The following is a 25,251-nucleotide window of genomic DNA, read 5'->3' on the forward strand; positions in this document are numbered from 1 at the left end:
TTGCTATGCTGAACAACCTGGAAAAATACCGGATCATCCTTGGATCTAATTCTCCCCGACGAAAAGAGTTACTTGCAGGATTGGGACTTAATTTTGAAGTGAAACCCATGCCGGACTTGGACGAGTCGTACCCCGAATCCCTGGAAGCAGAAGAAATCCCGGTCTTTATTGCCAATAAAAAGGCGGATGCCTATCGTCCCGCTTTAGCGAAGGATGATCTATTGATTACGGCTGATACCATTGTCTGGATAAATAATCAGGTATTGGGTAAACCGGTGGATCGGGAAGATGCGATTCAGATGCTTCGCACCTTATCTGCTCATACACATGAGGTAATTACAGGAGTCTGCTTAGCTACCACCGAGAAATCCGTTTCTTTTTCAGTTGTCTCAACCGTGCGTTTTGCCCCCATTAAAGAAGAAGATATCGCCTATTATATCGATACTTATCGTCCGTACGACAAAGCAGGTGCATATGGTATTCAGGAATGGATCGGTTATGTAGCTGTAGAGGGTATAGAAGGCTCCTTCTATAACGTTATGGGCTTGCCTATCCAGCGCGTGTATCAGGAACTGTCCCGTTTTTAAGGATTCTCTAGTATATCCAGTGCTTTCCGGTTGGGAAGATACTCTAATATCCCCTTGGAATAAGTGATTTGGTGCTTGCCTCTATCGTCCAGGTAGATAAGGTAGTATTCGATTTCCGGGATAGAGTTGGCCAGTTCTACTGCCTTATCTTTGCCAAGGGCCATCAAGGTGGTAGCATATCCGTCTGCCATCATGCAATTCTCGGCTAAAACAGTAGCGCTTAGCACATTCTGTCCTGCCGGATAACCGCTACGGGGATCGATGGTGTGTCCGTATCTTTTTCCGTCTTTTTCATAGAAATTCCGGTAATCTCCGGAGGTTGCGATCCCGCATTTTTTGCAGGGCTGTATTATATCTTCTACCTTTTTGTTTACTCCGGTTAAGTCGTCTTCCGGCTTGTTGATACCGATACGCCAGCAGTTACCGTTTTGATTCACCCCCTTCATGGCTACTTCGCCTCCTATATCTACCATGTAGTTGCTAACTCCTTCGCGTTCGAGTAAGCGAGCCACTACGTCACAGGCATATCCCTTAGCGATAGCCGAGTAATTGATCATGATGCGGGGATCGTCTTTCACCACCTTTCTACCCTCAAGCCTTATTTTCTTGTAGCCGACGAATTCCTTGATGCTGTCTACCATCTGAGGGGTTACACTATCCATTTTGCTAAAACCAAATCCCCAAAGATTAAAAAAAGGAGCTCCTGTTGCATCAAAAACACCTTCGGACTGTTCAGCTATCTTTTGTGCCTGATTGAATACCTCGATAAACCAATCATCTACCTCTACCGGCTCATTGTTATTAACCTTGGCAATGATAGAGTTCGGATTAAACGGGTTCAGGGATAGATTAAAGTCTTGCAACTCCTTATCAATCTTCTCTGTAAGCAACTGAGGCGCCTGGTATTTAATCTTGTAAAGCGTATGAAATACAGACCCGCTTTCTTCGTAATACTCTTTCTGCTGGCAACTTGCAAAGAAGAAGTTCAGAACCATAAAGGCTATAAGAACCGTAAAGGCCTTTGCCGACATATATCCTCCCTTCATTGGCGAGACACTGTTTTGAGTATATATACTTAGGATTCCGTTTTTGTGACGGGGTTCCGGCTTTTTCCATTTTATTCTGCGTTCTGCAAGTATGCTGTCTATTTCCTTAGCACTTTTGGCTACTCCGCCTACTCCTGTAATGTCTAACTTGCGGGCAGGGATATCTATTTGTATCAAGTCTCCTTCTTCCACTAAAGCGATAGGGCCTCCTTCCGAGGCTTCGGGAGAAACATGTCCGATAGCCGGTCCACGAGTGGCTCCGGAGAAACGTCCGTCAGTGATAAGAGCCGTTGTTTCAATTAGTTCCGGATCGGAAGCAATGGCTTCTGTGGTGTAAAACATCTCCGGCATTCCACTGCCTTTCGGGCCCTCATAGCGGATGAAGACAGCCTCTCCGGGTTGTATATCTTTCTTCAAAACAGCCTGTAGAGCCTCTTCCTCACAGTCGAAGACCCTGGCTTTCAGCGTAACCTGCATCAGCTTGGGAGAGATGGCTGCATGCTTTACAACGGCTCCTTCGGGAGCCAGATTCCCTTTTAATATAGCGATGGCTCCTTGTGGACGGATGGGATCGTTAAGCGGTTTAATGATGTCGCTGGCTTTCACTCCCAAGGCCGGAAGATACTTGTTGCAGCCTTCATAGAACCCGGTCTGGCGCATGATGTCCAGGTTCTCACCCAAGGTTTTTCCGGTTACGGTTCGTACATTCAGATGGAGGAAATCTTTGATCTCTTCCATGATGGAAGGTACCCCTCCGGCATACCAGAAATATTCGCCCGGCCAGTATCCGCTGGGTCGTATATTCAATAGGAAAGGTATCTTTTGATGTATTTCGTCAAACAGTTCCGGTGGCAAGTCTATCCCCAATTCGTTAGCAATGGCCGGAAGATGCAGCAAACTGTTGCTCGAACCGGCTATGGCAGCATGTACCATAATGGCGTTTTCAAACGCTTCACGGGTCATGATTTCAGAGGGGAGTAGGTCTTCAGATGCCAGCAATATGGCGCGTTCTCCTGCCCGCCGGGTGATGTCTTTTAAGTAGTGTATATGTGTGGGGATCAGAGCCGAACCGGGCATCGCCATGCCTAATGCTTCGGCCATTACCTGCATGGTAGAAGCTGTTCCCATAAACGAACAAGCTCCGCAATCAGGGCAGGCATCCCGTTTATAGGTCATAAATTGTTCTTCTGTAATCTCCTTACGGGCATATTGGGCATTGTATTTGCCGATTTGCTCTAAGGTCAGCAGATCCGGGCCGGCTTTCATAATACCGCCGGGAATAAATACGGAAGGCATGTTGATCCTTGCGATAGCCATCAGGTGAGCCGGTACGGATTTGTCGCAGCTAGCAATGAAAAGTCCTGCATCAAAGGGAGTTGCCTTTACGTGGATCTCTATCATGGCAGCCATGATATCACGCGAAACCAGCGAATAGTTCATGCCGTCGTGTCCCTGGGCTTCTCCGTCGCATATATCTGTTACGTAGTAATTGGCCGCTTTTCCTCCTCCATCATTTACGCCCTTGTCGGCTTCTTCTACCAGCTTGTCTAAGTGGGCGCTTCCCGGATGGCTGTGTCCGTAGCTGCTTTCTACTATGATCTGAGGTTTGCTTAAATCATCGATGCTCCATCCGCTACCTAAGCGTAGAGAATCAAGTTCCGGTGCTAATCCGCGTAATTCCTGACTTTTCATATCTCTTCTTCTATTTGATACCTGTTACGTTTGGGTGAATCTCTTGATATAAGCTCACCCAGAAAACCTGTAAGGAACATCTGGGTTCCTACAATCATGGCTGTAAGTGATATGTAAAAGTAAGGAGAATTTGTGACTAAGGGGCGCAAATCGCCTGAAATAATGGAAATAAGCTTCATGGCCAATACATAGCCCAGGGCTAGAAAGCCAATCAGGAACATCACGCTTCCCCATAGTCCGAAGAAGTGCATGGGCTTTTTTCCAAATTTAGATGTAAACCAAAGGGTTATCAAATCTAGATAGCCATTCACGAAACGATCCAGCCCAAACTTTGTGCTTCCGTATTTACGTGCCTGATGTTGAACTACTTTTTCACCAATCTTGCTGTAACCGGCTATCTTTACCATGTATGGAATGTGCCGGTGCATATCGTTGTACACTTCTATGTTCTTGACAACGATATTCTTATAGGATTTGAGCCCGCAATTAAAGTCATGCAACTTTACACCTGAAAACTTCCGGGCAGTAGCATTGAACAGCTTGGTAGGGAGTGTTTTGGATAATGGGTCGTAGCGCTTTTTCTTCCAGCCGGAAACCATATCGTAGCCATCTTCCATGATCATCCGGTATAGCTCCGGAATCTCATCAGGACTGTCTTGCAGGTCTGCATCCATCGTGATGACAACATCTCCCTCTGCTTTCTGAAAACCGCATTGCAAGGCCGGGGATTTCCCATAATTCCGGCGGAATTTGATCCCCTTGACATTAGGCGATTTCTTTTGAAGTTCTTTTACTATTTCCCAGGAATTGTCTGTGCTTCCATCATTTACGAATATAATTTCGTAAGAGTAATTGTGTTCTTTCATCACCCGTTCGATCCAGGCTTCGAGCTCCGGCAACGATTCGGCTTCATTGTATAAAGGAATAACTACTGATATGTCCATTATAGGTTATCTCCCTTTTTATTATTTTGATTAATTAATCCGGTAAAGTTGTTGCGGCATAATAACGCGGCAACAGGTATAGATAGTATAATACCATAGAAAACATTTGTGAAAATACCCTGAATGGTCATCTGGATAGGCGTAGGGGTTGCCATCTGCTCTATGGTTTCCTTCATCTGCTCATTCAGATCCATTTTCCTCATCATCTCCACCATCTGCTCCATGGATGAAGAAAGCAGGTCTGGAGGTGCGATGTAACGGTAGAAAACATAATGAAGCAGCGAAACGATAAGTCCCGCAAAGAAATAGAGCAGGATACCATATTGCCAGGCATGGAAAAAGCTGATTTTTCCTCCCAGCTGATATTTGTATAAAGAGGTGAAAAGTAGCGCCAGAACAACCGTTAGCGGAGTTAAGACCCAGTAAATAATCTGCATGAAAGGCATTGTTATTCCCAGTATGAAAAAAACATATTTTATTACCCAGAAAATTCCCAGTAATAAACCATACGACATGGCGCTTTTCAACAGGTCTTTATTCTCTTCCATATAAAGTTGTTTAAAATAAAAATGGAAAATTGAAAACGAAAATACAAAGATACTCTTTAATAATTTTCAACTTTCAATTTTCCATTTTCAATTAGCAAGCTTGCTTGCTTCTGAGCCTCTTGTCGGATTCGAACCAACGACCCCGAGATTACAAATCACGTGCTCTGGCCAACTGAGCTAAAGAGGCAAGTGGGTAAGCTTACTACATCGCGCCGCTACAACCAAGTACCCTTGCTGCGGTCAAGCCCTGGGGGATTCCGAGGGAGCATGCCGTATAGGACTTACCCGGGCGCAAAGGTAGACATTTTTTGTTAGAATGCAAGAGGCGAATAAAAGAAATCTTCTGCATTCCGCATAAACACTTGAGTATCTTATTTTTTTGAAATGAAAAAAAAAGCTCTTTCTATTGTTTTTCCAACAGGCCTTTACTTTTTTTCAGTGACTTCGTTGGCTGAAAATATTTAGACGTACCTCTAATTTAATTTACACCTACCTCTAAATAAATTTACACGTACCTCTAATCTGATTTAGACGTACCTCTAAATTATTTTGGACGTGCCTCTAACGGGAAATAGATTTTGTTAAGATTTATTTTTAACTTTGTATTGAACAAATATTACTTATTAAACTCTAAATTATTAAACGAAAATGAAAAAGTTCTTTTTTATGTGGGTGGCTTTAGCCGTTTTATTTACTTCATGTGGTGGCGATCCTGTTAAATTTAATGACACAATAATTGATGGATTGACAGAAGTGGATAATAAGATAGAAGCGCTGGATGATCTGATTTATGAGAGTGAATATGAGGATGCTCAGATTCTATTGGATTCATTACAGCTGCATGTAACGAATTGCCTGGGTGTTGTTTCTGCATTAGATTTTAAATCGGGAGAAACGTTTAAAGAAAAGTCATTGGAAATACTAAGGTTGGTTGACAAAGAATTTATTTCCGGTTATAAAAAGGCGATTGGAGCATATAAACTAGCCGATGCAATAGAAGATGAAGACGAGATGCAGGCTAGGTATGATGAAATATATAAGGAAATGCTTCCTATGTATGAGGAGTATAATAAGTTGGACGAAGAACTGATTGATATTCAAAAAGCATTTGCGAAAAAGAATGACATGATATTGGTAGACCAATAAATGATATTGCTATTTGTTGATAAAAGCTGTCTTAATATTATATTGAGGCAGCTTTTGTTTTCTTTGAGGAATCGTTTACCTTTGTGCTTCAAAAATTATAAAAACGCAAACATCAAATGGGCGGATTCTTCGGGACTATATCTAAATCGGCATGTGCTACCGATTTGTTCTATGGCACAGATTATAACTCACACTTAGGAACCCGTAGAGGGGGGATGACTACTTTGCATAACGGGGTGTTCAAGCGTTCGATCCATAACTTGGAGAACTCTTATTTTCGTACCCGTTTTGAAAAGGAACTTGAAAAATTTGAAGGTAATTCGGGGATAGGAATTATAAGTGATACGGATCCTCAACCTATCTTTATCAACTCGCATCTGGGAAAATATGCGCTTGTTACGGTTGCTAAGGTGAATAATCTGGTAGAACTGGAGAAGGAACTGCTGGCCAGTGGTTGTCACTTCTCGGAGTTAAGTTCCGGACAAATAAACCAAACAGAGCTGATCGCTTTGCTGATCTCGCAGGGAGGAACGTTTACCGAAGGAATAGAGATTGTACAGAACAAAATAAAAGGCTCCTGTTCTATGCTGATTCTTACGGAAGACGGAATAATAGCCGCCCGGGATAAATTGGGCCGTACGCCTGTTCTGGTAGGGAAGAAAGAAGGGGCTTATGCAGCTTCCAGCGAACCGTGTAGCTTCCCCAACCTTGATTTTGAATTGTCTTACGATCTGGGGCCGGGAGAGGTTGTTATGCTTACTCCTGATAGCATGGAGGTATTGCGTGAGCCGAATGAAAAAATGCAGGTATGTTCTTTCCTTTGGGTATATTACGGATATCCGGTTTCCGACTATGAAGGAGTAAATGTAGATGCCGTGCGCTATGCCTGTGGTATGTCTATGGCTCAGAAAGACAATGTAGAGGCTGATTATGTGTCTGCCATCCCCGATTCGGGTATAGGTATGGGACTGGGATATGCCGAAGGAAAAGGCATTCCGTATCGCCGCGCCATCATCAAATATACGCCTACCTGGCCTCGTAGCTTTACTCCGGCTAATCAGTCGGTGCGCGACCTGGTAGCGAAAATGAAGTTAATACCCAACCGTCAGTTGCTACGCAGCAAAAGGGTTATTTTTTGTGACGACTCCATTGTGCGTGGCACCCAGTTACGCGACAATGTAAATATATTGTATGGCTATGGAGCAGATGAAGTGCACATGCGCTTGGGCTGTCCTCCTATCTTACATTCCTGTCCGTTTATCGGCTTTACAGCTTCTCGCTCACCGCTGGAATTGATAGCCCGCCGTACGGTAAAGGAGCTGGAAGGAGACGATACGAAAGACCTCGACCTGTATGCTCAAACAGACTCTGAGCAGTATAATAAAATGATAGATTGTATCCGCAGGAAGTTAAATATTACTACCTTGCGCTTTAATACGGTTGAAGACCTGGTAGCCGCTATTAAGCTGCCAAAAGAATGTGTTTGTACGCATTGCTACAACGGAACAAGTTATTTTTAAACGTAAATAAAATGAAGATAGTAGACAGGTTTCTGAAGTATGTTTCATACGATACTCAGTCGAGTGAAACATCCGGGAAAACGCCAAGTACCCCCGGTCAGCGAGTATTGGCTGAAGAGATAGCAAAGGAATTGAAAGAGATCGGTCTGGAAGATATAACATTGGATGATAATTGTTACCTGATGGCTACGCTTCCGGCAAATACGTCTAAGAAGGTGCCTGTTATCGGCTTTATCGCCCACCTGGATACCAGTCCGGATATGTCGGGAAAGGATGCAAAACCTCGTATTGTAGCTTATAAAGGAGGCGATATTGTTTTGTCGGAAAAGCAAGGGGTTGTATTGTCGCCTAGCATGTTTCCCGAACTGAATGATTATGTGAATCAAGATATTATCGTAACAGATGGTACTACCTTACTGGGAGCCGACGATAAAGGAGGAATTGCTGCCATTATATCAGCCATGCAATATCTGATTGAACATCCTGAAATAGAGCATGGAAAGATACGGATAGCCTTTACGCCTGACGAAGAAATAGGGCAGGGGGCAGACCATTTTGACGTAAAGCAATTTGGCTGTGAATGGGGCTATACCATTGATGGAGGGCAAATTGGCGAGCTGGAGTATGAAAACTTCAATGCCGCTGCCGCCAAGGTAACCTTCAAAGGGCTGAATGTACATCCCGGAACAGCTAAGGGTAAAATGGTGAATGCCTCGCTATTGGCTACTGAGTTTGCTTCGTGGTTACCGGTAATCAAGCGACCGGAGCATACCGAAGGATATGAAGGCTTTTTCCACCTGACAAATATGAGCGGGACAGTAGAGGAAGCAAGCCTTTCTTATATTGTGCGCGACCATGATCGTAAGCTGTTTGAGCAAAAGAAAGAAATGTTGCAATCGCTTACTAATCTGATGAATGAACGATATCCGGGCAGTACACAGTTGGAAGTGCGCGATCAGTATTACAACATGCGCGAGATAGTAGAACCTCAGAAGCATATCATTGATCTGGCTTACAAAGCGATGGAAGCTGTGGGTGTGAAACCGATTGTAAAACCTATCCGTGGGGGAACCGATGGTTCGCGCCTATCCTTTATGGGACTACCTTGTCCGAACATTTTTGCCGGAGGCCTGAACTTTCACGGAAGGTATGAGTTTCTGCCAGTGAAGTCGTTGGAAAAAAGCATGGAAACAATTATAAAAATAACAGAGTTACTAACAAAGCAATCTTAAATAAAAGAAGACATGAAGAAGACGCCATTTACTGATGTACATATTGCATTAGGTGCGAAAATGCATGAATTTGCAGGGTATAATATGCCGATTGAATATTCCGGTATCATTGATGAACACATGACCGTGTGTAATAGTGTAGGGGTATTTGATGTATCTCACATGGGCGAATTTTGGGTGAAAGGCCCGAAAGCCATTGAATTTCTGCAGAGTGTAACAACCAATGACGTATCGACTCTGGCGGTAGGAAAGGCACAATATACCTGTTTTCCCAACGATAAAGGTGGTATTGTAGACGATTTTCTGGTATATTGCTACGAGCCGGAAAAATACCTGCTGGTTGTAAATGCTGGTAACATCCAGAAAGACTGGGATTGGTGCGTAAGCCATAATACAATGGGAGCCGAGTTGGAAAACTCATCCGATAATGTAGCTCAGTTGGCCGTACAAGGTCCGAAAGCAACGGAAGTGTTGCAACGCCTGACTTCGATTGACCTCTCTGCCATACCTTATTACTCGTTCGTAACGGGAGAATTTGCCGGATGCAAGAACGTAATAATCTCGAATACAGGATACACCGGAACCGGAGGCTTTGAGTTGTACTTCTATCCCAGCGATGCCATGACCATCTGGAATGCCATCTTTGAAACAGGCAAGCCGGAAGGTATCAAGCCCATTGGCTTAGGAGCCCGTGATACGCTTCGCCTGGAGATGGGTTTCTGCCTCTATGGCAATGACTTGGACGATAATACCTCACCAATAGAAGCAGGCTTAGGCTGGATCACCAAGTTTGTAGAAGGCAAGAACTTTCCAAACCGTGCCGAACTGGAACGCCAAAAGAAAGAAGGCGTTAGCCGCAAGCTGATCCCGTTTGAAATGATAGACAAAGGTATCCCCCGCCATGGCTATGAAATAGCAGACAAAGACGGTAATATCATAGGAGTAGTAACATCCGGCACTATGTCGCCCTTCCTCAAAAAAGGAATCGGCATGGGCTACGTAAAACCCGAATACGCCAAGGCAGGCACCGAACTATTCATCAAAGTACGCAACAGAGACCTGAAAGCCGAAGTAATCAAAGCTCCATTCAGGAAATAAGAAGAAATACGATAAAAGAGTAAAGGCTGTCCCTCAAAAGATAGCCTTTCTTTGTACTTTGCTGGAACCCCATCTCAAAAATGATTGGTTTATCTTACATAGTTGGAGAAGATAATCCTTATCTTTATAGCAAATTTGAAACCAACAAGTATGACAACAAAACCTTATGATAATATACCGGAGGGTGATTCTACTAAAAAGGTGGATGAGCCGGCTATTGCGTATGAAAGAAATATGAATCTAAAGGCAGAAGTAACAAAACTAATCATGAATATTGATGATCCTGTATTGTTGCAAGAACTAGTAGATGAGCTAACCTGTTTGGCTGCAACTTCTATGTCTACTCGTTCGCCAATTCAATATACACTAGAAGAGCTAAAGGAACAGTTGGCGATAGCGCAAGAGCAATCTGCTCAAGGCATGGGGATAAGTCATGATGAAGTGCTGAAAAGGGAACCGCAATGGTGGATGTCAAAATAGAATGGCAGCCTATCGCTATCAAGCAATTAGTAGATCATTATTCTTTTTTGTCTGAGAAAAATGAAAGAGCAGCTTTGTTGCTATATAACACATTAATAGCTGCTCCTAATATGCTTAAAGTGTTTCCTTATGCCGGACAAATTGAGCCATTATTGACTGATTTGCCGGTTTGTTATAGGTATTTGTTGGTTATTCGAAGGTTTAAAATCATTTATACAGTAAGAGAAAATATAGTAGATATTCATGCCGTCTGGGATTGTCGCCAGAATGAAGATACTTTAAAACAAGAGTTAGGGAAATATATATGAAAATAGACGTTTGTTTTTCGCCGGCTTTGTATCCGGTGTATCATGATGCTGAGAGTGTTGTAGTGGTGGTGGATGTTTTCCGGGCTACTACTACGATGGCTACTGCGTTTCAGAATGGAGTTCGTAGTATTCGTCCTGTTGCAACTATTGAAGAGGCGATAGCCTATAAGGAAAAAGGCTGGTTGGTTGGTGCCGAGCGGAATGTGAAGCGTTGCGATTTTGCCGATTTTGGCAATTCCCCATTTGATTATACCCCAGAGATGGTGAAAGGCAAGGATGTTGTGTTTACAACAACAAATGGGACGAAAGCCATTACTGTAGCGAAGGATGCTTATCGTGTTGTGATAGGCGCCTTTGTGAATTTGCAGGCAGTTGCGGATTACTGTCTGAAGCATCAGCGGGATGTAGTGGTTCTTGCTTCCGGCTGGGAAGATAAGGTAAATATTGAAGATACCTTATATGGTGGGGCTCTGACGGAAGTATTATTAAATACTGGACAGTATCAGACAGCAAGTGATGCTGCTGTAATAGCCCGTGATATGTGGAATACCCACAAGCAAGATCTGAATACCTATATGGAACAAACCGACCATTTACCCCGACTGAAAGCCAATCGGCTGGAAGATTCTGTTCCCTATTGTCTTTCATTAAACCTAACGAATGCTGTCCCAGAGCTTCATATCGAAAATGAAATGCTGATCTTACGTAATTATAAATAATGGAAAAACATATGAAAAAAGTGCGCTTTGGAGTTGTTGGAACGAATTTTATTACGGATTGGGTGATTGCCGGAGCCAGGCAGGATGAGCGGTTTGAGTTGGTGGCGGTTTATTCCCGGACGCAGGAAACAGCGGATGCTTTTGCTGCAAAACATCAGATACCTCATACCTTTACATCTTTGGAGGAGATGGCTAAGAGTCCACTGATAGATGCTGTATATATTGCGTCTCCTAATTTTCTGCATGCTTCGCAGAGTATCTTGTGCATGCAATATGGCAAACATGTACTTTGTGAGAAGCCTTTCGCTTCCAATGCCAAAGAGGCCAAAGAGATGATACAGGCTGCTCAAACATATAATGTAACTTTAATGGAGGCTATGAAACCGACACTTACCCCTAACTTTACAACTGTAAGGAAAAATCTGGGAAGGGTAGGGACGGTACGCCGTTATTTCTCTTGTTACTGCCAGTATTCCTCCCGCTATGATAAGTTTAAGGAAGGGATCGTTTTAAATGCCTTTAAACCGGAGTGTTCAAACGGGGCAATGATGGATATAGGAATTTATACGGTGTATCCGATGGTGGTTTTGTTTGGACGTCCGTTGAAGATTGATACTTCGGGGATTGTCTTGTCTTCGGGGGCAGATGGTCAGGGTGCTGTTAACTTCCTGTATGAGGGTATGAATGCAACTATCCTTTATTCCAAAATAGCCAACTCGTCATTACCAACTGAGATTCAGGGTGAAGACGGAAATATAATGTTAGATCGTATCAATATAATAGGGAATGTCAGCTTTACACCTCGTTTGCAGGCTGCTTCGGGTAAAGGTCCCCAGCCTGCTATGGAGGATATCAGTCTAGTTACCGATAAAGACGAATACTTCTATGAGATAGAGGAGTTTATAAACCTGGTTATTTCCGGCAAACGAGAGTCATCTGTCAATTCACATGAGAATTCTCTTATTACGATGGAGATAATAGATGAAGTTCGTCGTCAGTTGGGAGTAATTTATCCTGCAGACAATTAAAACCGGAGGATAGTTTTATTCCCCTTCCGAGTCGAAATCAAAATCAAAATCAAAGTCGAAACCATCGTTTTCGGCAAACATATCCAAGTCGCGACGATCTTTTTTAGTGGGTCGTCCAAGTCCTTTGGCTCTGTTTACGAAGCCGGATATCTTGTTCATTTCCAGTATTTCATATTGTTCGGGAGGCGTAATGTTTTCCAGGAACTCAGGAACCAGTTTGGCTCCCATGCGGCGCTCTGTTAGTCCCAATACTTTAAACGAATAAGTAACAGGTGGTTTCTTTACCTGTATAACCTCTCCCAGTTTGATCATACGCGAAGGCTTTACGCTCACCCCATTAATCATGATTCGATTCTTTTTGCATGCTTCGGCAGCAATCGTGCGGGTTTTAAATATGCGGGTAGCCCACATCCACTTATCGATTCTTACTTCTTCCATTTATTTATTGTTAAATAAATTCATTGTTGTTTGTATGCCGGATAGGCAGAAGCTTTTCACCATTTCTACGGCTCTTTTCACCTTTTCGGGCATGGCTTTCATTTCGTCGGGATCAAAAGGTGAGAGGACGAAGTGTGCCTGGCTGCCACGTGGGAAGTCACTTCCTATACCGAAGCGTAAGCGGCTGTATTCTTGTGTGTTTATAATTTCTTCTATGTTGCGTAAGCCATTATGCCCGGCATGGCTTCCTTTAGGCTTCAGGCGTAAGGTGCCAAAGGGTAGGGCGATATCGTCTACAATAACCAATAGATTTTCCTCGGGAATGTTTTCCTTCTGCAACCAGTAACGAACGGCCAATCCGCTGAGGTTCATGAATGTGTTTGGCTTTAACAACACCAATTCTTTGTTTTTGATACGTAATTTAGCGATTGCTCCGTAGCGTGCTTCGGTGAAGGGTACGCCGGCATCTTCGGCTACTGCATTTACAATACGAAATCCTATATTATGACGTGTTCCCCAATACCGGGACTCAAAATTGCCTAATCCTACTATTAGATACTTCATAATTACTTATAATAAAGCAAGGGAAGAACATTCGGTGAACGCTCTTCCCTTGTGTATGTTTGGAAGTGTATATCCTGATTATTTGCCTGCGGCTGCGGCAGCAGCTGCTCCACGAGCAGCACGTGTCAACTTAACGGCAGCTACAACAGCATTCTTAGCATTTACCAGTTCCAGCTTGTCAAAGTGAAGAGAACCAACTTGTATTGTTTTACCCAAGCCTAAGTTTGTTATGTCTACAAGCAACTTTTCAGGGATATCTTTGTACAAGGCTTTCACTTTTAGTTTTCTCATCTCCAGGCTTAATTTACCCCCTGCTTTTACACCTTCAGAGTGTCCTTCCAGTTTAACAGGTACCTCGATAACGATTGGTTTGTTATCAAAGATTTCCAAGAAGTCGATATGCAGAATTTCATCTGTTACCGGCTGAGTCTGAATATCTTTAACCATAGCCATTGCTTTTTTGCCACCTTCCAGAGATAGTTCTACCAAGAATACTTCCGGAGTATAGATCAGATTACGGATAGCCTCTTTTGTAACTGTAAAGTGTGTTACAATGATACCATTACCATTATGGCTTTCGATAAGCTTTTGACCTTTACCTAATTTTCCTTCATACGGTAAAGCAACCACTTCGCTTCCATATAAAATAGCAGGGATACTGCTTTCTTTACGAATGGCTTTAGCCGCTTTCTTACCTACTGCTTCTCTGGGTGTTCCTTCTAATTGATACGTTTTCATTTCTTTAATTTGTTTGTGTTACTCAAAATTAGTTGCTTCCTAATTTCCCATCACACTTATGGGCTTAAAAAAGCGCTGCAAAAATACGTCTTTCTTTCGTATTAACAAAGGAATAAAAGCTTTTATTTCAATCTGTATCCATTAAATTTACGCTCAATTCCGATCCTAGGATAATAAAATACCAACAGGATAGATGAAGGTTTATTCGATGAAAGACAGGAGAAAATCGGCAAAATCGTCATCTCTCCAATCACCTTCAAAGCGTTTACCATTAATAAAGAAGGTGGGAGTTCCTTCCACTCCATTATCAACACCCGACTGGTAGTCTTTCTGCACCTTCTGCAGGCATTTTTCGCTATTCATGTCAGCTTGAAATTTTGAGACATCGAGCTTGAGTTTTTGCGCATATTCGAGCAAGTTGTAATCCTGTAGATACTGCTGGTTGTCGAATAGCAACATCTGCATTTCCCAGAACTTACCTTGCTGTGCTGCCGCTTCGGCAGCTAGCGCTGCATTCATGGCGTTGGCATGTAATTCTGTCAATGGGAAATTCCGGAAAGCAAACATCAAATCCTGCCCCAGACGTTCCTGTATATCTCGCATCACGTAAAAAGCCTTTCTGCAATACGGACATTGATAATCTGCGTATTCTACTAACTCAATAGGAGCGCTTATTTGTCCCCTTATGTGTTCATGTTGATTCACTACTATAGCCATACTTTTTATTTTTAATTACTTTCTATTACAACACCGGAATACTGGTATTTGTTTTTTCCTTACCTTCGCAGGATTACTTGCTGCTTTATCCGACAAATAATTATTTATATGAACAAACTAATCGCTATTATTCTGTGTGCCATCTTATTTGCTTGCTCTACGACAAAAGAGCAAAAGGAGTTTTTTACCAATCCGGTGATCCCGGGAGATATGGCAGATCCCTCTATAATAAGGATAGGCGAGACTTATTATGCTACCGCTACATCCTCAGAATGGGCTCCTTTTTATCCGGTATTTACTTCTACGGATTTGGTGAATTGGACACAAACCGGACATATTTTTAACAAGCAGCCGGAATGGACCTTGTCTTCGTTTTGGGCGCCTGAACTTTTTCATCATAACAACCAGGTATATTGTTACTATACAGCTCGTCGTAAGACGGATGGTATTTCTTATATCGGGGTAGCTACAGCGCCGGATCCCACCAGCGAATTCACCGATCACGGATTATTGATAGAGTTTGGAACAGAAGCTATTGATGCCTTTATCTATGATGATGAAGGGCGATTGTATATTAGCTGGAAAGCCTACGGGCTGGATGAGCGCCCGATAGAACTCTTAGGTAGCAAACTCTCCAATGATGGTTTGTCTTTGGAAGGAGAGCCTTTCTCATTGATGATAGATGATGAGAATATCGGCATGGAAGGCCAGTCTCACTTTAAGCAAGGAGATTATTATTATATCGTCTATTCAGCCCATGGATGTTGTGGCCCGAATAGTGATTATGATGTATATGTAGCTCGTTCTACTAACTTTAAAGGTCCGTATGAGAAATACGAGGGGAACCCCATCCTTCATGCAGGCAAGGATTTTATCTCCTGTGGGCATGGTACGGTTGCTACAACGCCTGATGGTCGGATGTTCTATCTGTGTCATGCTTATTCTTCCGGTGATGATTTCTATATGGGGCGTCAACCGGTTTTGCAAGAGATAACCGTAGGAAAAGACCAGTGGGTGCATTTCCTGGGAGGAGATACCTTGTGTAAAGTACAGCCGATGCCTTTCAAACATACAGTTCAGCAAGTATCGGTGGATTTTGAAGATTCATTTCAGGATAAACAACTGAAAAAAGAGTGGAGCTGGAACTATGTTTACTCAGACTTTACAGCCAAAATAGAAAATAATCAACTGGTTTTATCAGGAATACCCAAGGAGGGAAATTTGTATGGTACGGCATTATGCCTTCGTCCGTCAGCACCTCATTATAGCTATGAAGTTCAGATATCCAACAAAAATAAGAGTGCAAAAGGATTGACGATGTATGGCGACAACAAGAATCTGTTAATCTGGGTGTTTGAAGAAGATAAACTAGTCCTTAAAACCATTGTAGACGGACATGAAACGCTTCTGAAGGAGATGGCCTGGGCGGATGATAATATATTACTGGGGATAGAAGTAAGCAAGGGTTGTTACTGTTCTTTCTACTGGAGCAAAGACGGAAAAACAAAAGAGTCTTTGGATATAGCGTCTGTAGACTGTAGCAAGCTTGTTCGTTGGGACAGAGTGGCTCGTTCGGGGGTAATCCATATAGGCGATCAGGAAGCTCCGGGCGTTTTCTCGTCTTTTAAAATGACGTATTTGTAAAATACTTTATAAAGAGAAGGAGGGGAATGCTGCCGGCAATATGTGTAGCCTGCTTTATCCCCCTAATATAATGGATGGTTAATCTATTACCTTCTTTTTTTGTCTTACTTAGTGGTTACTTTTAGAGTAACTTCTACATTGTTTCTGGTAGCATTGGAATACGGGCATACCTGGTGTGCCTCTTGTACGAGAGCTTCCGCTTCTTTTTGGTCGATGCCGGGAATGTTAACATTCATCTCTACAGCCAGCATAAAGCCTCCTTCGGCTTTTTCACCGATACTTACTTTGGCAGTAACAGATGATTCGATTCTCTTTCTTTGTTTTAAGGCTACGAGGTTAAGTGCACTACCGAAGCAGGCTGAGTAGCCTGCCGCGAATAATTGTTCAGGGTTCGTGTAGGGGCCATCCGCTCCGCCCATCTCTTTAGGGGATCTCACTTCAAGGTTCAATACTCCGTCAGAAGATTTTACGTGTCCATTCCTTCCACCTACAGAGGTGGCGACAGCGGTATATAATACTTTCATATCAATAATTTTTTTATTTTTGTTTGACTTTCATCTATTAAACAAAAAGGATCTATAAAGGTTCAAAAAATGAAAAAAAATGAATGATGCAACAATCAGACGTGTCCGTCTGTACAACCAATTGTTAACAACTTGCAGCTTGAAAGAACCGCAAGAAGTAGTTTCGTGGATGGGTGCCATGCAGGCACAAGCCTACAGTATGGCAAAATGGGCGATAGGCCTGCGCCTTCCTGAAACAACAGATCGATTAGTAGAGCAAGCCATTAATGAGGGGAAGATCATCCGAACTCATATCATGCGTCCTACCTGGCATTTTGTGTCGGCAGACGATATTTACTGGATGCTGGAACTAACGGCTCCCCGCATTAAATCTATCATAAAAAACTATCATAAACATTTTAATGACGATGATTTATACCTGGAAAGAACCACTCCGTTAATGCTAAAGGTGTTGGAAAAGGAACCGCATCTTACCAAGCAGGAAATAGCCGACAGGATGAATGCCACCGGACTAGATATAGACCTTCACCGCCTTGGGAATGTCATGACATGGGCTGAGTTGGATGCTGTTGTCTGTAACGGAATAGTAAAAGGAAGTAAGCAGACCTACTGCTTATTGGAAACTCGTGCTAAAAAGAAGGCTTCGCTGACTAAAGATGAGGCGATAGCCAAGTTAGCAGAGCGGTATTTTAGCAGTCATGGACCTGCCACCTTGCAAGATTTCGTCTGGTGGTCGGGTTTAACTACTACGGATGCCCGTAAAGGGATAGAATATATACAACCGGCCTTTATCAGCGAAAAGAAAGGAGAACAAACCTACTGGTTTAAGAGTGACCTTCAACTCCCTCCGGACTCAGACGAGCCATCTACATTATTACTTCCGGCCTTTGACGAGTATATCGTTGGCTATAAAGACAGGGCAGAAATACTTGTGGATAAGCATTACAAAAAAGTGATAAGTATGAATGGTATTTTCTCTCCGGCTGTAACACTAAACGGAGAAATTATCGGTACATGGAAAAATGCTTCCATCAAGAGTAAAGGAGCAGAACTAACCTTTTTTGAAAAGGTAAGCAAGAAAACAGAATCCTTGTTTAAGCCGGTGTCGGACGCTTATAAATCGTTCCGAAACGGTTGATTATTTCAGAATTTCAAGCAGTTTATCCAGTTTAGGAGCCATAATGATTTCTGTCCGGCGGTTTTTGCTGCGGCCGTCGGCTGTTTCATTGGTGTCTACCGGCATGTGTTCACCTCGTCCGGAGGGTTGTATCTGTAACGAATTAACCCCATAATCCTGTGTAAGAATACGAACTACGGATGTGGCGCGAATGACACTTAGGTCCCAGTTATCCTTGAATTGTACCGTCTTGATCGGTTTGCTGTCTGTGTGGCCTTCGATGTAGACGTCTATATCGGTTTGTTTATTCAATACACCGGCCAGTTTTGATAAAGCCTCTTTTCCTCGTTTGTCCACTTTTGCACTGCCCGACTCAAAGAGGAGTTTGTCTGCCATGGCAACATATACCTTGCCATTCTTTTCCATAACGGTAAGCTCATCACTACCAAAGCCAAGCAAGGCATCTTTCACACTGTTGAGCAACGCCTGTACTTTCTCATTTTGAGCATTCACCAATCCTTGCAATTCGTTGATTGTTTGTTCTCGACGGCTCAGTTCTTCCATTTTCTGGTTTAGTAGAGTGTTCAGCTTGTCTTGTTCACTCATATTGGAAGACAAGAGCGACTGATACCTTCGTATCGAATGCCCCAATGATGCGGTATCACTCAATAGCGCTTCCAGGCGGTTGGTTAATTTTTCACTGTCATCCAGGCAATTCACCAACTGTCTTTTAAGGTCTTCTCCTTGTTGGATAGCTTCCAGACGTCCGTTTTCAGCCAACAGGTACTTCTTTTTTGACACACAGGAAGTACTGCAAATCAGGACTGTCGCAATAATTAAACAACCAACTTTTTTCATGTAAAATACTAATTAATGAACTTGAGGCAAACCGGCATGTCTACTTCAATATTCTTTTCAATATTCTTCAACAAACCTGAATCCTGGTCAATTTCAAATACTTCTATCATACTATCGTCCCGACTGGCAGATAAAAGGAATTTGCCATTGGGGGTGATAACAAAATTGCGGGGATGCAAGCCTGTATCCTGATAGCCTGTGCGAGTCAGTTTACCATCTTTTTCATTGATGGTAAAGATGGCTATTCCGTCTCCTTTCAGGCGATTGGAGGCATACAGGAATTTACCGTTCGGAGTGATTCCAATGTCTGCACTACCTTTTGCGTGTAAGGTGTCAGCTTCTATCGTCTGGAATTCACTAAGCTCTCCGTCTTTATAATTGAATCCGATAACCGTTCCCGACAGTTCATTCAGCAGGTACATGTATTTACCGGAGGGGTGAAACATAAAGTGGCGTGGCCCTGATCCGCTGGCTACTTTGAATGATTTTAACGAACCTTCTTTCAGGAATAAGGCAGAGTCCGGGTGGTTGATCTCGATGCGATACATGCGGTCGGTACCCAGGTCGGCAGCGAATAAATACTTATTATCAGGCGAAAATTTCACACAATGAATGTGAGGCATCCGCTGACGCAATGTATCGGATCCCGAACCTTCAAACATAATCATTTGAGAAGCAAATGCCAGTTTTCCGTTTGATTCAACAGGAAATACGGTAATACTTCCGCCTCCGTAATTTGCTGTCACTACATCTTTTCCATTGGGGGATACTGCAATATTGCAGGGAGATGATGCATACGTTTTTTCGCTGTTCAGCAAGGTTAGCTTGGCTTGTTCTTTTTCAAAGGATATTGCATTGGCAAATGATGTCTCGTTCTCTTGTTCCGTTACAGCGTAGATATACTTTCCATCTACTGTTATGTCCATATAGGAGGGGTTATTTACCTTTACCATATTTACATACTCTGCATTACCATTTTCTGTGTCAAATTTATAAACATATATTCCCTCACTCAGTCCCAGGGTGTATGTTCCTACCAGTAAGTATAAAAAACCGTTCATAACTTTTAATTTGCTTTTTATTGATTCTTTTTGTTTAAGGCCGTATTATTGTTCCGCAAGATACACATTTGCTTTTTAATGACAATCTTTGTGTTTTAAAACTTTCGGGGTTCTGCCAGTACATAATAATTTGAAATCTCCAATACACCCGGGTCACCAGGTAAGGAACCGATCAGTATGATATGCGAACTATCCGTATCCCATATTGCTAAGGGAAAATAAGAAATATCAGGAAAGAGCTCTTCCAACGGATAGCTGAAGCGTTTTTCATACTCCGTATGCAATGGTGATTGGGATAAATCATCTCCTTCATAAAGGAAAGCACTTTTACCATATAATAGCGTGATATAATCGTAAAAGAAAGGGCGTATACTTGCCAGTTGGGCCAGGTGTTCTTCTCGTCCGTTATAATTGTTTATCCAGTATCCCAATAAGGCTAAAGGGGCTACTTCGTCCTGAATATAAGACAAACCAAGTGTGAAGTTTTTAACATTGGATACGTAGTTGTAACGGTTGGATAGAAGTGCATCCTCTTCCCAGTCAATACCCAGGAAGTCGCCAACTAATTCAACTGTTACCTCTACCGACTCGGTCAGGATCATGCTGCTGTCTCTATACAGGCTTATCACTGTTTTATAAGTACCCGGCAAGTAATAACTTTGTTCGCGGGATACAATCATCTTGTCGATATTACATACATCATAAAACACCTCCGGTGTGTCCCATATCAGAGAATCCAGCTGGGTCATCAGATTATATGTTATATTGATCCTGTCTCCGTTCTTGTCTTTTTTGTAGATAGCATAATCAGTCTTCTCAAACAAGTTCAGACGTACCGGGCTAACAGAAAAGGTAACTGTATCTGTAAACGGCAGTCGTTCCTCGGGTGTAGTATTGCCTTCTTCTTTGGCACAGGAGATGCAACAAGCAAGCAAGTAGGCAATCAGCATTACCGGTAGAAACATGCGTATTTTCATTCTTTGCAAATTATTTCAGATTTTCCGGTGTAAAATTAAGAAAAAGTCTCTACAAATCGAACCAGTAGTTGAGCTTAATCATGAATGTATTTGTAGAGGGGAGGCCAAACATGTGGTCTAAATTGTTTCCCCATCCCGAAACGTGCTGATTCTGACGGTCTGACATACTATGTTCCCATACCAGATAGAGTGTAGAGCCGGGCATATATTCCCAACGGGCCACCAGGTTGGAGCGAAATTCGTTGAAGCTGAAGTCGGGATTGCCAAACGGAATCTCCGCATTATATGCGTGAAAACGTTTATTATATGTTTTCGATTTGGTGTCGGCAGCTTCTTTAAAGTCGCTGAATGTGCCGGACGAGGTAAATGGCGAACCGTAAAATTGCACGGATACGTCGGGGGTTACGTTTACCTGTAGTTTCATCGTTAGGCCGTATGTTTTTTGTTTCATGCGTCCCATGAGATAGGTTGCCTGGCTATGCTGTCCGGCTGTATTGCCTTCCGGAGGTATAGTGCCTACATATTGCAGATTGTCATTATTCCATGAGTAATCAAACTGGCCCGACAGGTAGGTGTGATTTCCCAGGCGGAAGGTAAGACTGGGTGACAGGGTATTGAATTTATTATAGCCATCGGTTTCCATGTCTCCTACATACTTTACCTTAAACATCACCCGTTTAGCCTTGTCTGTGTTGAAAGTGACAATCGTGTAGAAATAAGGGTCGTAACGCATATCCGGGCCTCCCCGTAGCTGGCGCGTCTCTACCCAGTTCCAGGCGAAGTTTTCATATATACTCAGTTCAAATCGATTCAGGAACATGCTTTCCCATTGGAAATTCACATGATTGTCTATGACATTCCCCCCATAGTCCCATTTGTTCCCCTGTGAGAGCATCAGGGTATTGGAGCGGAATATTTTCCATACGTCTGTTTGTTTGAATCTTATTTCTGTTTCGTTGGAGATACCATCTGCCTGTTTCAGGTAGCCGATGTCATTCAGGTCGAAGCCGGGAGATGTCCACTTAAACTCCTCCGAGAAGGACCATTTGGCATTTCCTTTCCTCCCTACTTTTATATATCCGCTTGTCCCGTTCAACGATGTTCGGTTTTTGTCTACTCCCAGATAGTCTGATGCGGAGATTCGCTGATAGTAATGGACGGGGTTTGTCTGTACAAGCGTAATGGCTTCTTTCGTTCCGTTCAGCGAACTGAACATTCCTTTTGCGTCGATGTAATACAGGCGGTTGCTGAAATAGTGGGTATAGTCGATACCGGCTGTAAAAGCATTGCGAACCAGCACTTTTTCCAGGTGCGGCTCGTTTAGCGACCGGTTCACAGATGTAATCATACCTCCCAGTAATACATTCCCTTTCCAGTTCTTTTGTACCCGGCCAACTGTATAGTTCGTTAGCGGTTCTACTACCTGTTTGCTTTCTTTTCCGTCATGGGTCACTTTGGCGCTTGAACGAGCGGTTACGCTTTGTACTACGCCTATCGTTACCCCCTTCCGGTTGGTACCGGTTAGCTTCAGGGCTCCGATAATCGGTACATTTTCTTTTGTTTCGGCAAATCCGGAGATATTGTCTACTTCCGGTTGGATTGAAGGGGCAGAACCGATGCGGCGGGTATAGAACATCATATCATTTCCGGATGAAAAGTCAAGGATGTGCTTTCCTTCCAGGAAAAAAGGACGTTTTTCATCGTAAAACGTTTCAAGAGCAGTCAGGTTCATCACCGAAGGATCCAGCTCTACTTGTCCGAAATCGGGATTAATGGTTACATCTAATGTGAAGTCGGACAGGGCGAATTTGGCATCCAGTCCTACGTTTCCACTCCAACTGTTCCCTTTCTGGTACGGGCTACCGGCTATCTTAGGTTCACGTTGATATTTGCCCATTGTATAAGGACGGAATTCCATATTCCGGGGTTTCGGCAGATCGTTCATGCCGTGTAGTTCACCAAAGGAAAATACGTGGCCATTGTTCTTTAGCGGGATTAGACTCCAGTTCTGGGTTTCGCTTTTGTGACGGATGATACGCCGTATGTGCAATCCCCAGATTCCCTCTTTCGAGAGGTGGTTATAGCGTAGCTGGCTGAAAGGGATACGCATTTCGACCGACCAACTCGAATCGGCCTTATTTATATGTGTTCGCCCCTCCCATACAGCATTCCAACTACTGTTTATATCTAATTTGTCTGTTACGATCAGGTCGCTTTTATTGCCTCCTGCATTGATGTTAAACTCAGGAGCTGCCCGATAATCGTGGTAGGTATCGAATGCCACGCTGACAAGGTCGCCCAGGCTGTTGTCGTCTCTGTTTCCGATGAAACGAATGATTTTATCCGGTTCATCTTCTTTGCAGTAAACAGCGATGTAGATGGATTTGTCGTCGTATAAAACTTTCATCCGGGTGGGGGAGGTAGAGGGCGTCCTTTCATGCGGACTATTCTGTACAAAAACATCAGACCATTCTCCCTGTGTTTGCCAGCATGCGTCATCAAGCTTGCCGTCGATCACAGGCTGTTTTTCTGTTATTTTTGTTATCTGATAGGCTCTCTTATAGGCTTTGTCAAATGGTATAACATCCTGCTGGGCAAAAGACAACAGATGAAAGCCTGACAAAAGAAGTAGTAGTACATGTTTTTTTACTTCCATCTGCTCATTCCCCATAATGGATTATCCTGAAACTTCTCCCAGTCTGCTTTTAATTGTGCTTCGCAAGCCAGGATTACTTGGTGTTGCCCGGTAGTGTTTCGAGGGTCTTTTTTGATGACTTCTATGTATTGAAGCAGGTTGAAACACACCGTGTATTCGCCTGCGGCAATGATGGCATCGGGCATACCGGAGGCTATTTCTTCCGGTGTAAACCAAAGGGTTGTTCCCATAGAAGCTGCCTTTACGGAGTTTTGTTGTATCTTTTCGCTTGGTTTTAAATAGGCCGGAAGGTGTTTACTTTTTAGGTTTGCTTCCCAGGTTTCGCCGGGTCTCAGTTCGTAGATTCCATTCATGATGCAACGGTTCATCCAGCCTTCGTCTGTGTAGGTACTCCGGTAGTTCATCCTTCTGAGATGCTTCATAAAGATAGAGGATGTCAATAGTAGAACAGAGCTTACCCGGTTGGCTACCAATGTGGCTATATCACCGAACTTCAGGTTCAGAATAGATGGTATGCTGTCTTTCACAATCGTTCCCTCGGCCAGTTTAACGAGCTTTTTCTTTGCAAATAAAAAAGTAGCTACGCCTATTATGGCAATGAACCAGCAAACCACCAATAGCCCGGATAAGAATGAGTCTGCCCTCCATAGCAGGGATAGGGTAGTGAGGAGAGTCATAATACCTCCTACTATCCAAAAGTAAGAAGACAATTTATGCAAACTGAGTTTGTTGAACCACTTGGGCAGTTGCAATTTGCTTGCCTTATACGAGTCCATGTAAGGGCTCGATACGTCTGAGATAATAATCAGGTCGAGACATTTATCCTCTTTTCCGGGATAATTGCTTCTCATGCGTTGTTCGGCCAGTAGGATGGGCTCTATGCCTTGATTGTCAACAATCCCGCCGTCCATAATGCCGAAAGCCTCTACCTTTTCTTTATATTCTTTTACCTCCTGCGATTCACCCATCTCAAAGTTTTGCGGAAACATCACAGGCTCAAAGCCGCTGGGGAAACAAGACGAACAAGCCAGTATCTCCGACAGTCGTATATGCCGGGCGATGGTGCGCGATATCCTTATTTTGTTATTTCCGATAATGCCGTAGCCGCTGTCTTTATCCTGCTTGCCTGTCGTAGCCTGAAAGCGGAAGGCCAGTCCGTTAGTGAAATCGGTAGCATTGGCTGAAAACTGGCTGATATGGCCCTCTTTTACGTGATCCATCAGCTTGCCGAAACGGGCTCCGTTGAACAGTTTTTCATTGTATATATCTGCCATTGTGCGGATAAGCGAAGCACTTTCTCCTTCCTTATACGATGAAAGGTTCTGCATGGCAAGGGTAGCCAGGTCTACATCCGTAAAGAATGAATAAAGCGCATTGAATATTTCCGGCGAAGCTTCTTCCCGGCTTACTCCCAGCAGATACCTCAATCCGGTAATGGTTCCACCGGATATGGTAGATAGTGCCACTACTTGCTTTAGCAGTGTAGAACCATCACCTGTTTGTACGGAATCCAGGTACGACAGAACGCCCAGGTGGAATGTAGCCGCACGATAGCCTCCTCCCGAGAACGTCAATGCTATTTTCAGATCTTCTTTTCCCATGATCGTTG

At 43.3% G+C, this 25,251-nt stretch carries 24 protein-coding genes, 1 tRNA gene and 1 pseudogene; 11 read left to right on the top strand and 15 right to left on the bottom strand.

Translation table 11 applies throughout. The features are described from left to right. Positions 1–5: 5 nt before the first annotated feature. A complete protein-coding gene (locus M2470_RS16010; protein WP_280746010.1) occupies positions 6–587 on the top strand; it encodes a Maf-like protein in 582 nt (193 codons plus the stop codon). Here M2470_RS16010 and M2470_RS16015 read toward each other — a convergent pair. From M2470_RS16015 to M2470_RS16035, 5 genes and pseudogenes are all read right to left on the bottom strand, one after another. Then, on the bottom strand, positions 584–1,582 hold the full coding sequence (locus M2470_RS16015) for an FAD:protein FMN transferase (protein WP_280746042.1): 999 nt from the start codon (positions 1,580–1,582) through the stop codon (positions 584–586). The two genes, M2470_RS16010 and M2470_RS16015, sit on opposite strands and share 4 nt — an antisense overlap. A 54-nt stretch (positions 1,583–1,636) precedes the next feature. Then, positions 1,637–3,325 (bottom strand): annotated as a pseudogene (gene ilvD / locus M2470_RS16020) (dihydroxy-acid dehydratase); the annotation flags it as partial. After that, on the bottom strand, positions 3,322–4,269 hold the full coding sequence (locus M2470_RS16025) for a glycosyltransferase family 2 protein (RefSeq protein WP_280746009.1): 948 nt from the start codon (positions 4,267–4,269) through the stop codon (positions 3,322–3,324). The pseudogene ilvD and the gene M2470_RS16025, both read right to left, overlap by 4 nt. Next, positions 4,269–4,817 (bottom strand): DUF4199 domain-containing protein, encoded by a 549-nt coding sequence (locus M2470_RS16030; protein WP_280746008.1) that lies wholly within the window; start codon positions 4,815–4,817, stop codon positions 4,269–4,271. The genes M2470_RS16025 and M2470_RS16030 overlap by 1 nt, the downstream gene beginning before the upstream one ends. 113 nt (positions 4,818–4,930) lie before the next feature. Further along, positions 4,931–5,004, bottom strand: a tRNA-Thr gene (locus M2470_RS16035). Positions 5,005–5,465: 461 nt separating this feature from the next. Between M2470_RS16035 and M2470_RS16040 the strand changes: the two genes are divergently transcribed. From M2470_RS16040 to M2470_RS16075, 8 genes are all read left to right on the top strand, one after another. After that, positions 5,466–5,963 (top strand): hypothetical protein, encoded by a 498-nt coding sequence (locus tag M2470_RS16040; RefSeq protein WP_280746007.1) that lies wholly within the window; start codon positions 5,466–5,468, stop codon positions 5,961–5,963. Between the two features lie 116 nt (positions 5,964–6,079). Then, positions 6,080–7,483: an amidophosphoribosyltransferase gene (locus M2470_RS16045; RefSeq protein ID WP_280746006.1), complete on the top strand. Its 1,404-nt coding sequence runs from the start codon at positions 6,080–6,082 to the stop codon at positions 7,481–7,483. An 11-nt stretch (positions 7,484–7,494) separates the two neighbouring features. Continuing rightward, positions 7,495–8,715: a peptidase T gene (pepT, locus tag M2470_RS16050; RefSeq protein WP_280746005.1), complete on the top strand. Its 1,221-nt coding sequence runs from the start codon at positions 7,495–7,497 to the stop codon at positions 8,713–8,715. Positions 8,716–8,727: 12 nt separating this feature from the next. Next, positions 8,728–9,813 (top strand): glycine cleavage system aminomethyltransferase GcvT, encoded by a 1,086-nt coding sequence (gcvT, locus tag M2470_RS16055; protein WP_280746004.1) that lies wholly within the window; start codon positions 8,728–8,730, stop codon positions 9,811–9,813. 150 nt (positions 9,814–9,963) lie between these two features. Continuing rightward, positions 9,964–10,293 (top strand): hypothetical protein, encoded by a 330-nt coding sequence (locus tag M2470_RS16060; RefSeq protein ID WP_280746003.1) that lies wholly within the window; start codon positions 9,964–9,966, stop codon positions 10,291–10,293. Continuing rightward, positions 10,275–10,601: a type II toxin-antitoxin system RelE/ParE family toxin gene (locus M2470_RS16065; RefSeq protein WP_280746002.1), complete on the top strand. Its 327-nt coding sequence runs from the start codon at positions 10,275–10,277 to the stop codon at positions 10,599–10,601. Before M2470_RS16060 ends, M2470_RS16065 begins: the two co-directional genes overlap by 19 nt. After that, positions 10,598–11,320 (top strand): 2-phosphosulfolactate phosphatase, encoded by a 723-nt coding sequence (locus M2470_RS16070; RefSeq protein WP_280746001.1) that lies wholly within the window; start codon positions 10,598–10,600, stop codon positions 11,318–11,320. The genes M2470_RS16065 and M2470_RS16070 overlap by 4 nt, the downstream gene beginning before the upstream one ends. 11 nt (positions 11,321–11,331) lie before the next feature. Continuing rightward, a complete protein-coding gene (locus M2470_RS16075) occupies positions 11,332–12,348 on the top strand; it encodes a Gfo/Idh/MocA family oxidoreductase (RefSeq protein ID WP_280746041.1) in 1,017 nt (338 codons plus the stop codon). A 15-nt stretch (positions 12,349–12,363) separates the two neighbouring features. On the opposite strand, the gene M2470_RS16080 is transcribed toward M2470_RS16075, so the two are convergent. The 4 genes from M2470_RS16080 to M2470_RS16095 form a co-directional block, all read right to left on the bottom strand. Then, a complete protein-coding gene (locus tag M2470_RS16080) occupies positions 12,364–12,786 on the bottom strand; it encodes an RNA-binding S4 domain-containing protein (RefSeq protein WP_280746000.1) in 423 nt (140 codons plus the stop codon). Continuing rightward, positions 12,787–13,350 carry an aminoacyl-tRNA hydrolase gene (gene pth / locus M2470_RS16085; RefSeq protein WP_280745999.1) on the bottom strand — a complete coding sequence of 188 codons (564 nt, stop codon included), beginning with the start codon at positions 13,348–13,350 and terminating at the stop codon, positions 12,787–12,789. Between the two features lie 78 nt (positions 13,351–13,428). Further along, positions 13,429–14,088: a 50S ribosomal protein L25/general stress protein Ctc gene (locus tag M2470_RS16090; RefSeq protein ID WP_280745998.1), complete on the bottom strand. Its 660-nt coding sequence runs from the start codon at positions 14,086–14,088 to the stop codon at positions 13,429–13,431. 201 nt (positions 14,089–14,289) lie between these two features. Beyond that, positions 14,290–14,805: a DsbA family protein gene (locus M2470_RS16095; protein WP_280745997.1), complete on the bottom strand. Its 516-nt coding sequence runs from the start codon at positions 14,803–14,805 to the stop codon at positions 14,290–14,292. Positions 14,806–14,913: 108 nt separating this feature from the next. Here M2470_RS16095 and M2470_RS16100 point away from each other — a divergent pair, with 108 nt between their 5' ends. Next, positions 14,914–16,449, top strand: coding sequence for a family 43 glycosylhydrolase (locus M2470_RS16100; protein WP_280745996.1), 1,536 nt, complete (start codon positions 14,914–14,916; stop codon positions 16,447–16,449). A 104-nt stretch (positions 16,450–16,553) separates the two neighbouring features. Here the strand turns inward: M2470_RS16100 and M2470_RS16105 are convergent, their stop codons facing one another. Continuing rightward, positions 16,554–16,973, bottom strand: coding sequence for an organic hydroperoxide resistance protein (locus M2470_RS16105; RefSeq protein WP_280745995.1), 420 nt, complete (start codon positions 16,971–16,973; stop codon positions 16,554–16,556). A gap of 79 nt (positions 16,974–17,052) precedes the next feature. Here M2470_RS16105 and M2470_RS16110 point away from each other — a divergent pair, with 79 nt between their 5' ends. Continuing rightward, positions 17,053–18,111 carry a winged helix DNA-binding domain-containing protein gene (locus M2470_RS16110; protein ID WP_280745994.1) on the top strand — a complete coding sequence of 353 codons (1,059 nt, stop codon included), beginning with the start codon at positions 17,053–17,055 and terminating at the stop codon, positions 18,109–18,111. On the opposite strand, the gene M2470_RS16115 is transcribed toward M2470_RS16110, so the two are convergent. From M2470_RS16115 to M2470_RS16135, 5 genes are all read right to left on the bottom strand, one after another. Beyond that, positions 18,112–18,948: an OmpA family protein gene (locus tag M2470_RS16115; RefSeq protein ID WP_280745993.1), complete on the bottom strand. Its 837-nt coding sequence runs from the start codon at positions 18,946–18,948 to the stop codon at positions 18,112–18,114. Between the two features lie 8 nt (positions 18,949–18,956). Further along, complete coding sequence (locus M2470_RS16120; RefSeq protein WP_280745992.1) at positions 18,957–20,009, bottom strand: lactonase family protein; 1,053 nt, start codon at positions 20,007–20,009, stop codon at positions 18,957–18,959. A gap of 95 nt (positions 20,010–20,104) precedes the next feature. Beyond that, complete coding sequence (locus tag M2470_RS16125; RefSeq protein WP_280745991.1) at positions 20,105–20,986, bottom strand: hypothetical protein; 882 nt, start codon at positions 20,984–20,986, stop codon at positions 20,105–20,107. A 49-nt stretch (positions 20,987–21,035) separates the two neighbouring features. Beyond that, positions 21,036–23,642: a DUF5916 domain-containing protein gene (locus M2470_RS16130; RefSeq protein WP_280745990.1), complete on the bottom strand. Its 2,607-nt coding sequence runs from the start codon at positions 23,640–23,642 to the stop codon at positions 21,036–21,038. Next, entirely contained in the window at positions 23,633–25,243 is a 1,611-nt protein-coding gene (locus M2470_RS16135; protein WP_280745989.1) for a patatin-like phospholipase family protein, read from the bottom strand. The genes M2470_RS16130 and M2470_RS16135 overlap by 10 nt, the downstream gene beginning before the upstream one ends. Between the last annotated feature and the right edge of the window lie 8 nt (positions 25,244–25,251).

Source organism: Parabacteroides sp. PH5-46, assembly GCF_029892785.1.
In the GTDB taxonomy this organism is placed as follows: domain Bacteria; phylum Bacteroidota; class Bacteroidia; order Bacteroidales; family Tannerellaceae; genus DFXE01.

Bases quoted from the DNA above. Each gene is read 5' to 3' on its own strand.
- M2470_RS16010 (WP_280746010.1), top strand. From the start codon at position 6: ATGCTGAACAACCTGGAAAAATACCGGATCATCCTTGGATCTAATTCT.
- M2470_RS16015 (WP_280746042.1), bottom strand. From the start codon at position 1,582: ATGGTTCTGAACTTCTTCTTTGCAAGTTGCCAGCAGAAAGAGTATTAC.
- M2470_RS16025 (WP_280746009.1), bottom strand. From the start codon at position 4,269: ATGGACATATCAGTAGTTATTCCTTTATACAATGAAGCCGAATCGTTG.
- M2470_RS16030 (WP_280746008.1), bottom strand. From the start codon at position 4,817: ATGGAAGAGAATAAAGACCTGTTGAAAAGCGCCATGTCGTATGGTTTA.
- M2470_RS16040 (WP_280746007.1), top strand. From the start codon at position 5,466: ATGAAAAAGTTCTTTTTTATGTGGGTGGCTTTAGCCGTTTTATTTACT.
- M2470_RS16045 (WP_280746006.1), top strand. From the start codon at position 6,080: ATGGGCGGATTCTTCGGGACTATATCTAAATCGGCATGTGCTACCGAT.
- pepT (WP_280746005.1), top strand. From the start codon at position 7,495: ATGAAGATAGTAGACAGGTTTCTGAAGTATGTTTCATACGATACTCAG.
- gcvT (WP_280746004.1), top strand. From the start codon at position 8,728: ATGAAGAAGACGCCATTTACTGATGTACATATTGCATTAGGTGCGAAA.
- M2470_RS16060 (WP_280746003.1), top strand. From the start codon at position 9,964: ATGACAACAAAACCTTATGATAATATACCGGAGGGTGATTCTACTAAA.
- M2470_RS16065 (WP_280746002.1), top strand. From the start codon at position 10,275: ATGGTGGATGTCAAAATAGAATGGCAGCCTATCGCTATCAAGCAATTA.
- M2470_RS16070 (WP_280746001.1), top strand. From the start codon at position 10,598: ATGAAAATAGACGTTTGTTTTTCGCCGGCTTTGTATCCGGTGTATCAT.
- M2470_RS16075 (WP_280746041.1), top strand. From the start codon at position 11,332: ATGAAAAAAGTGCGCTTTGGAGTTGTTGGAACGAATTTTATTACGGAT.
- M2470_RS16080 (WP_280746000.1), bottom strand. From the start codon at position 12,786: ATGGAAGAAGTAAGAATCGATAAGTGGATGTGGGCTACCCGCATATTT.
- pth (WP_280745999.1), bottom strand. From the start codon at position 13,350: ATGAAGTATCTAATAGTAGGATTAGGCAATTTTGAGTCCCGGTATTGG.
- M2470_RS16090 (WP_280745998.1), bottom strand. From the start codon at position 14,088: ATGAAAACGTATCAATTAGAAGGAACACCCAGAGAAGCAGTAGGTAAG.
- M2470_RS16095 (WP_280745997.1), bottom strand. From the start codon at position 14,805: ATGGCTATAGTAGTGAATCAACATGAACACATAAGGGGACAAATAAGC.
- M2470_RS16100 (WP_280745996.1), top strand. From the start codon at position 14,914: ATGAACAAACTAATCGCTATTATTCTGTGTGCCATCTTATTTGCTTGC.
- M2470_RS16105 (WP_280745995.1), bottom strand. From the start codon at position 16,973: ATGAAAGTATTATATACCGCTGTCGCCACCTCTGTAGGTGGAAGGAAT.
- M2470_RS16110 (WP_280745994.1), top strand. From the start codon at position 17,053: ATGAATGATGCAACAATCAGACGTGTCCGTCTGTACAACCAATTGTTA.
- M2470_RS16115 (WP_280745993.1), bottom strand. From the start codon at position 18,948: ATGAAAAAAGTTGGTTGTTTAATTATTGCGACAGTCCTGATTTGCAGT.
- M2470_RS16120 (WP_280745992.1), bottom strand. From the start codon at position 20,009: ATGAACGGTTTTTTATACTTACTGGTAGGAACATACACCCTGGGACTG.
- M2470_RS16125 (WP_280745991.1), bottom strand. From the start codon at position 20,986: ATGAAAATACGCATGTTTCTACCGGTAATGCTGATTGCCTACTTGCTT.
- M2470_RS16130 (WP_280745990.1), bottom strand. From the start codon at position 23,642: ATGGAAGTAAAAAAACATGTACTACTACTTCTTTTGTCAGGCTTTCAT.
- M2470_RS16135 (WP_280745989.1), bottom strand. From the start codon at position 25,243: ATGGGAAAAGAAGATCTGAAAATAGCATTGACGTTCTCGGGAGGAGGC.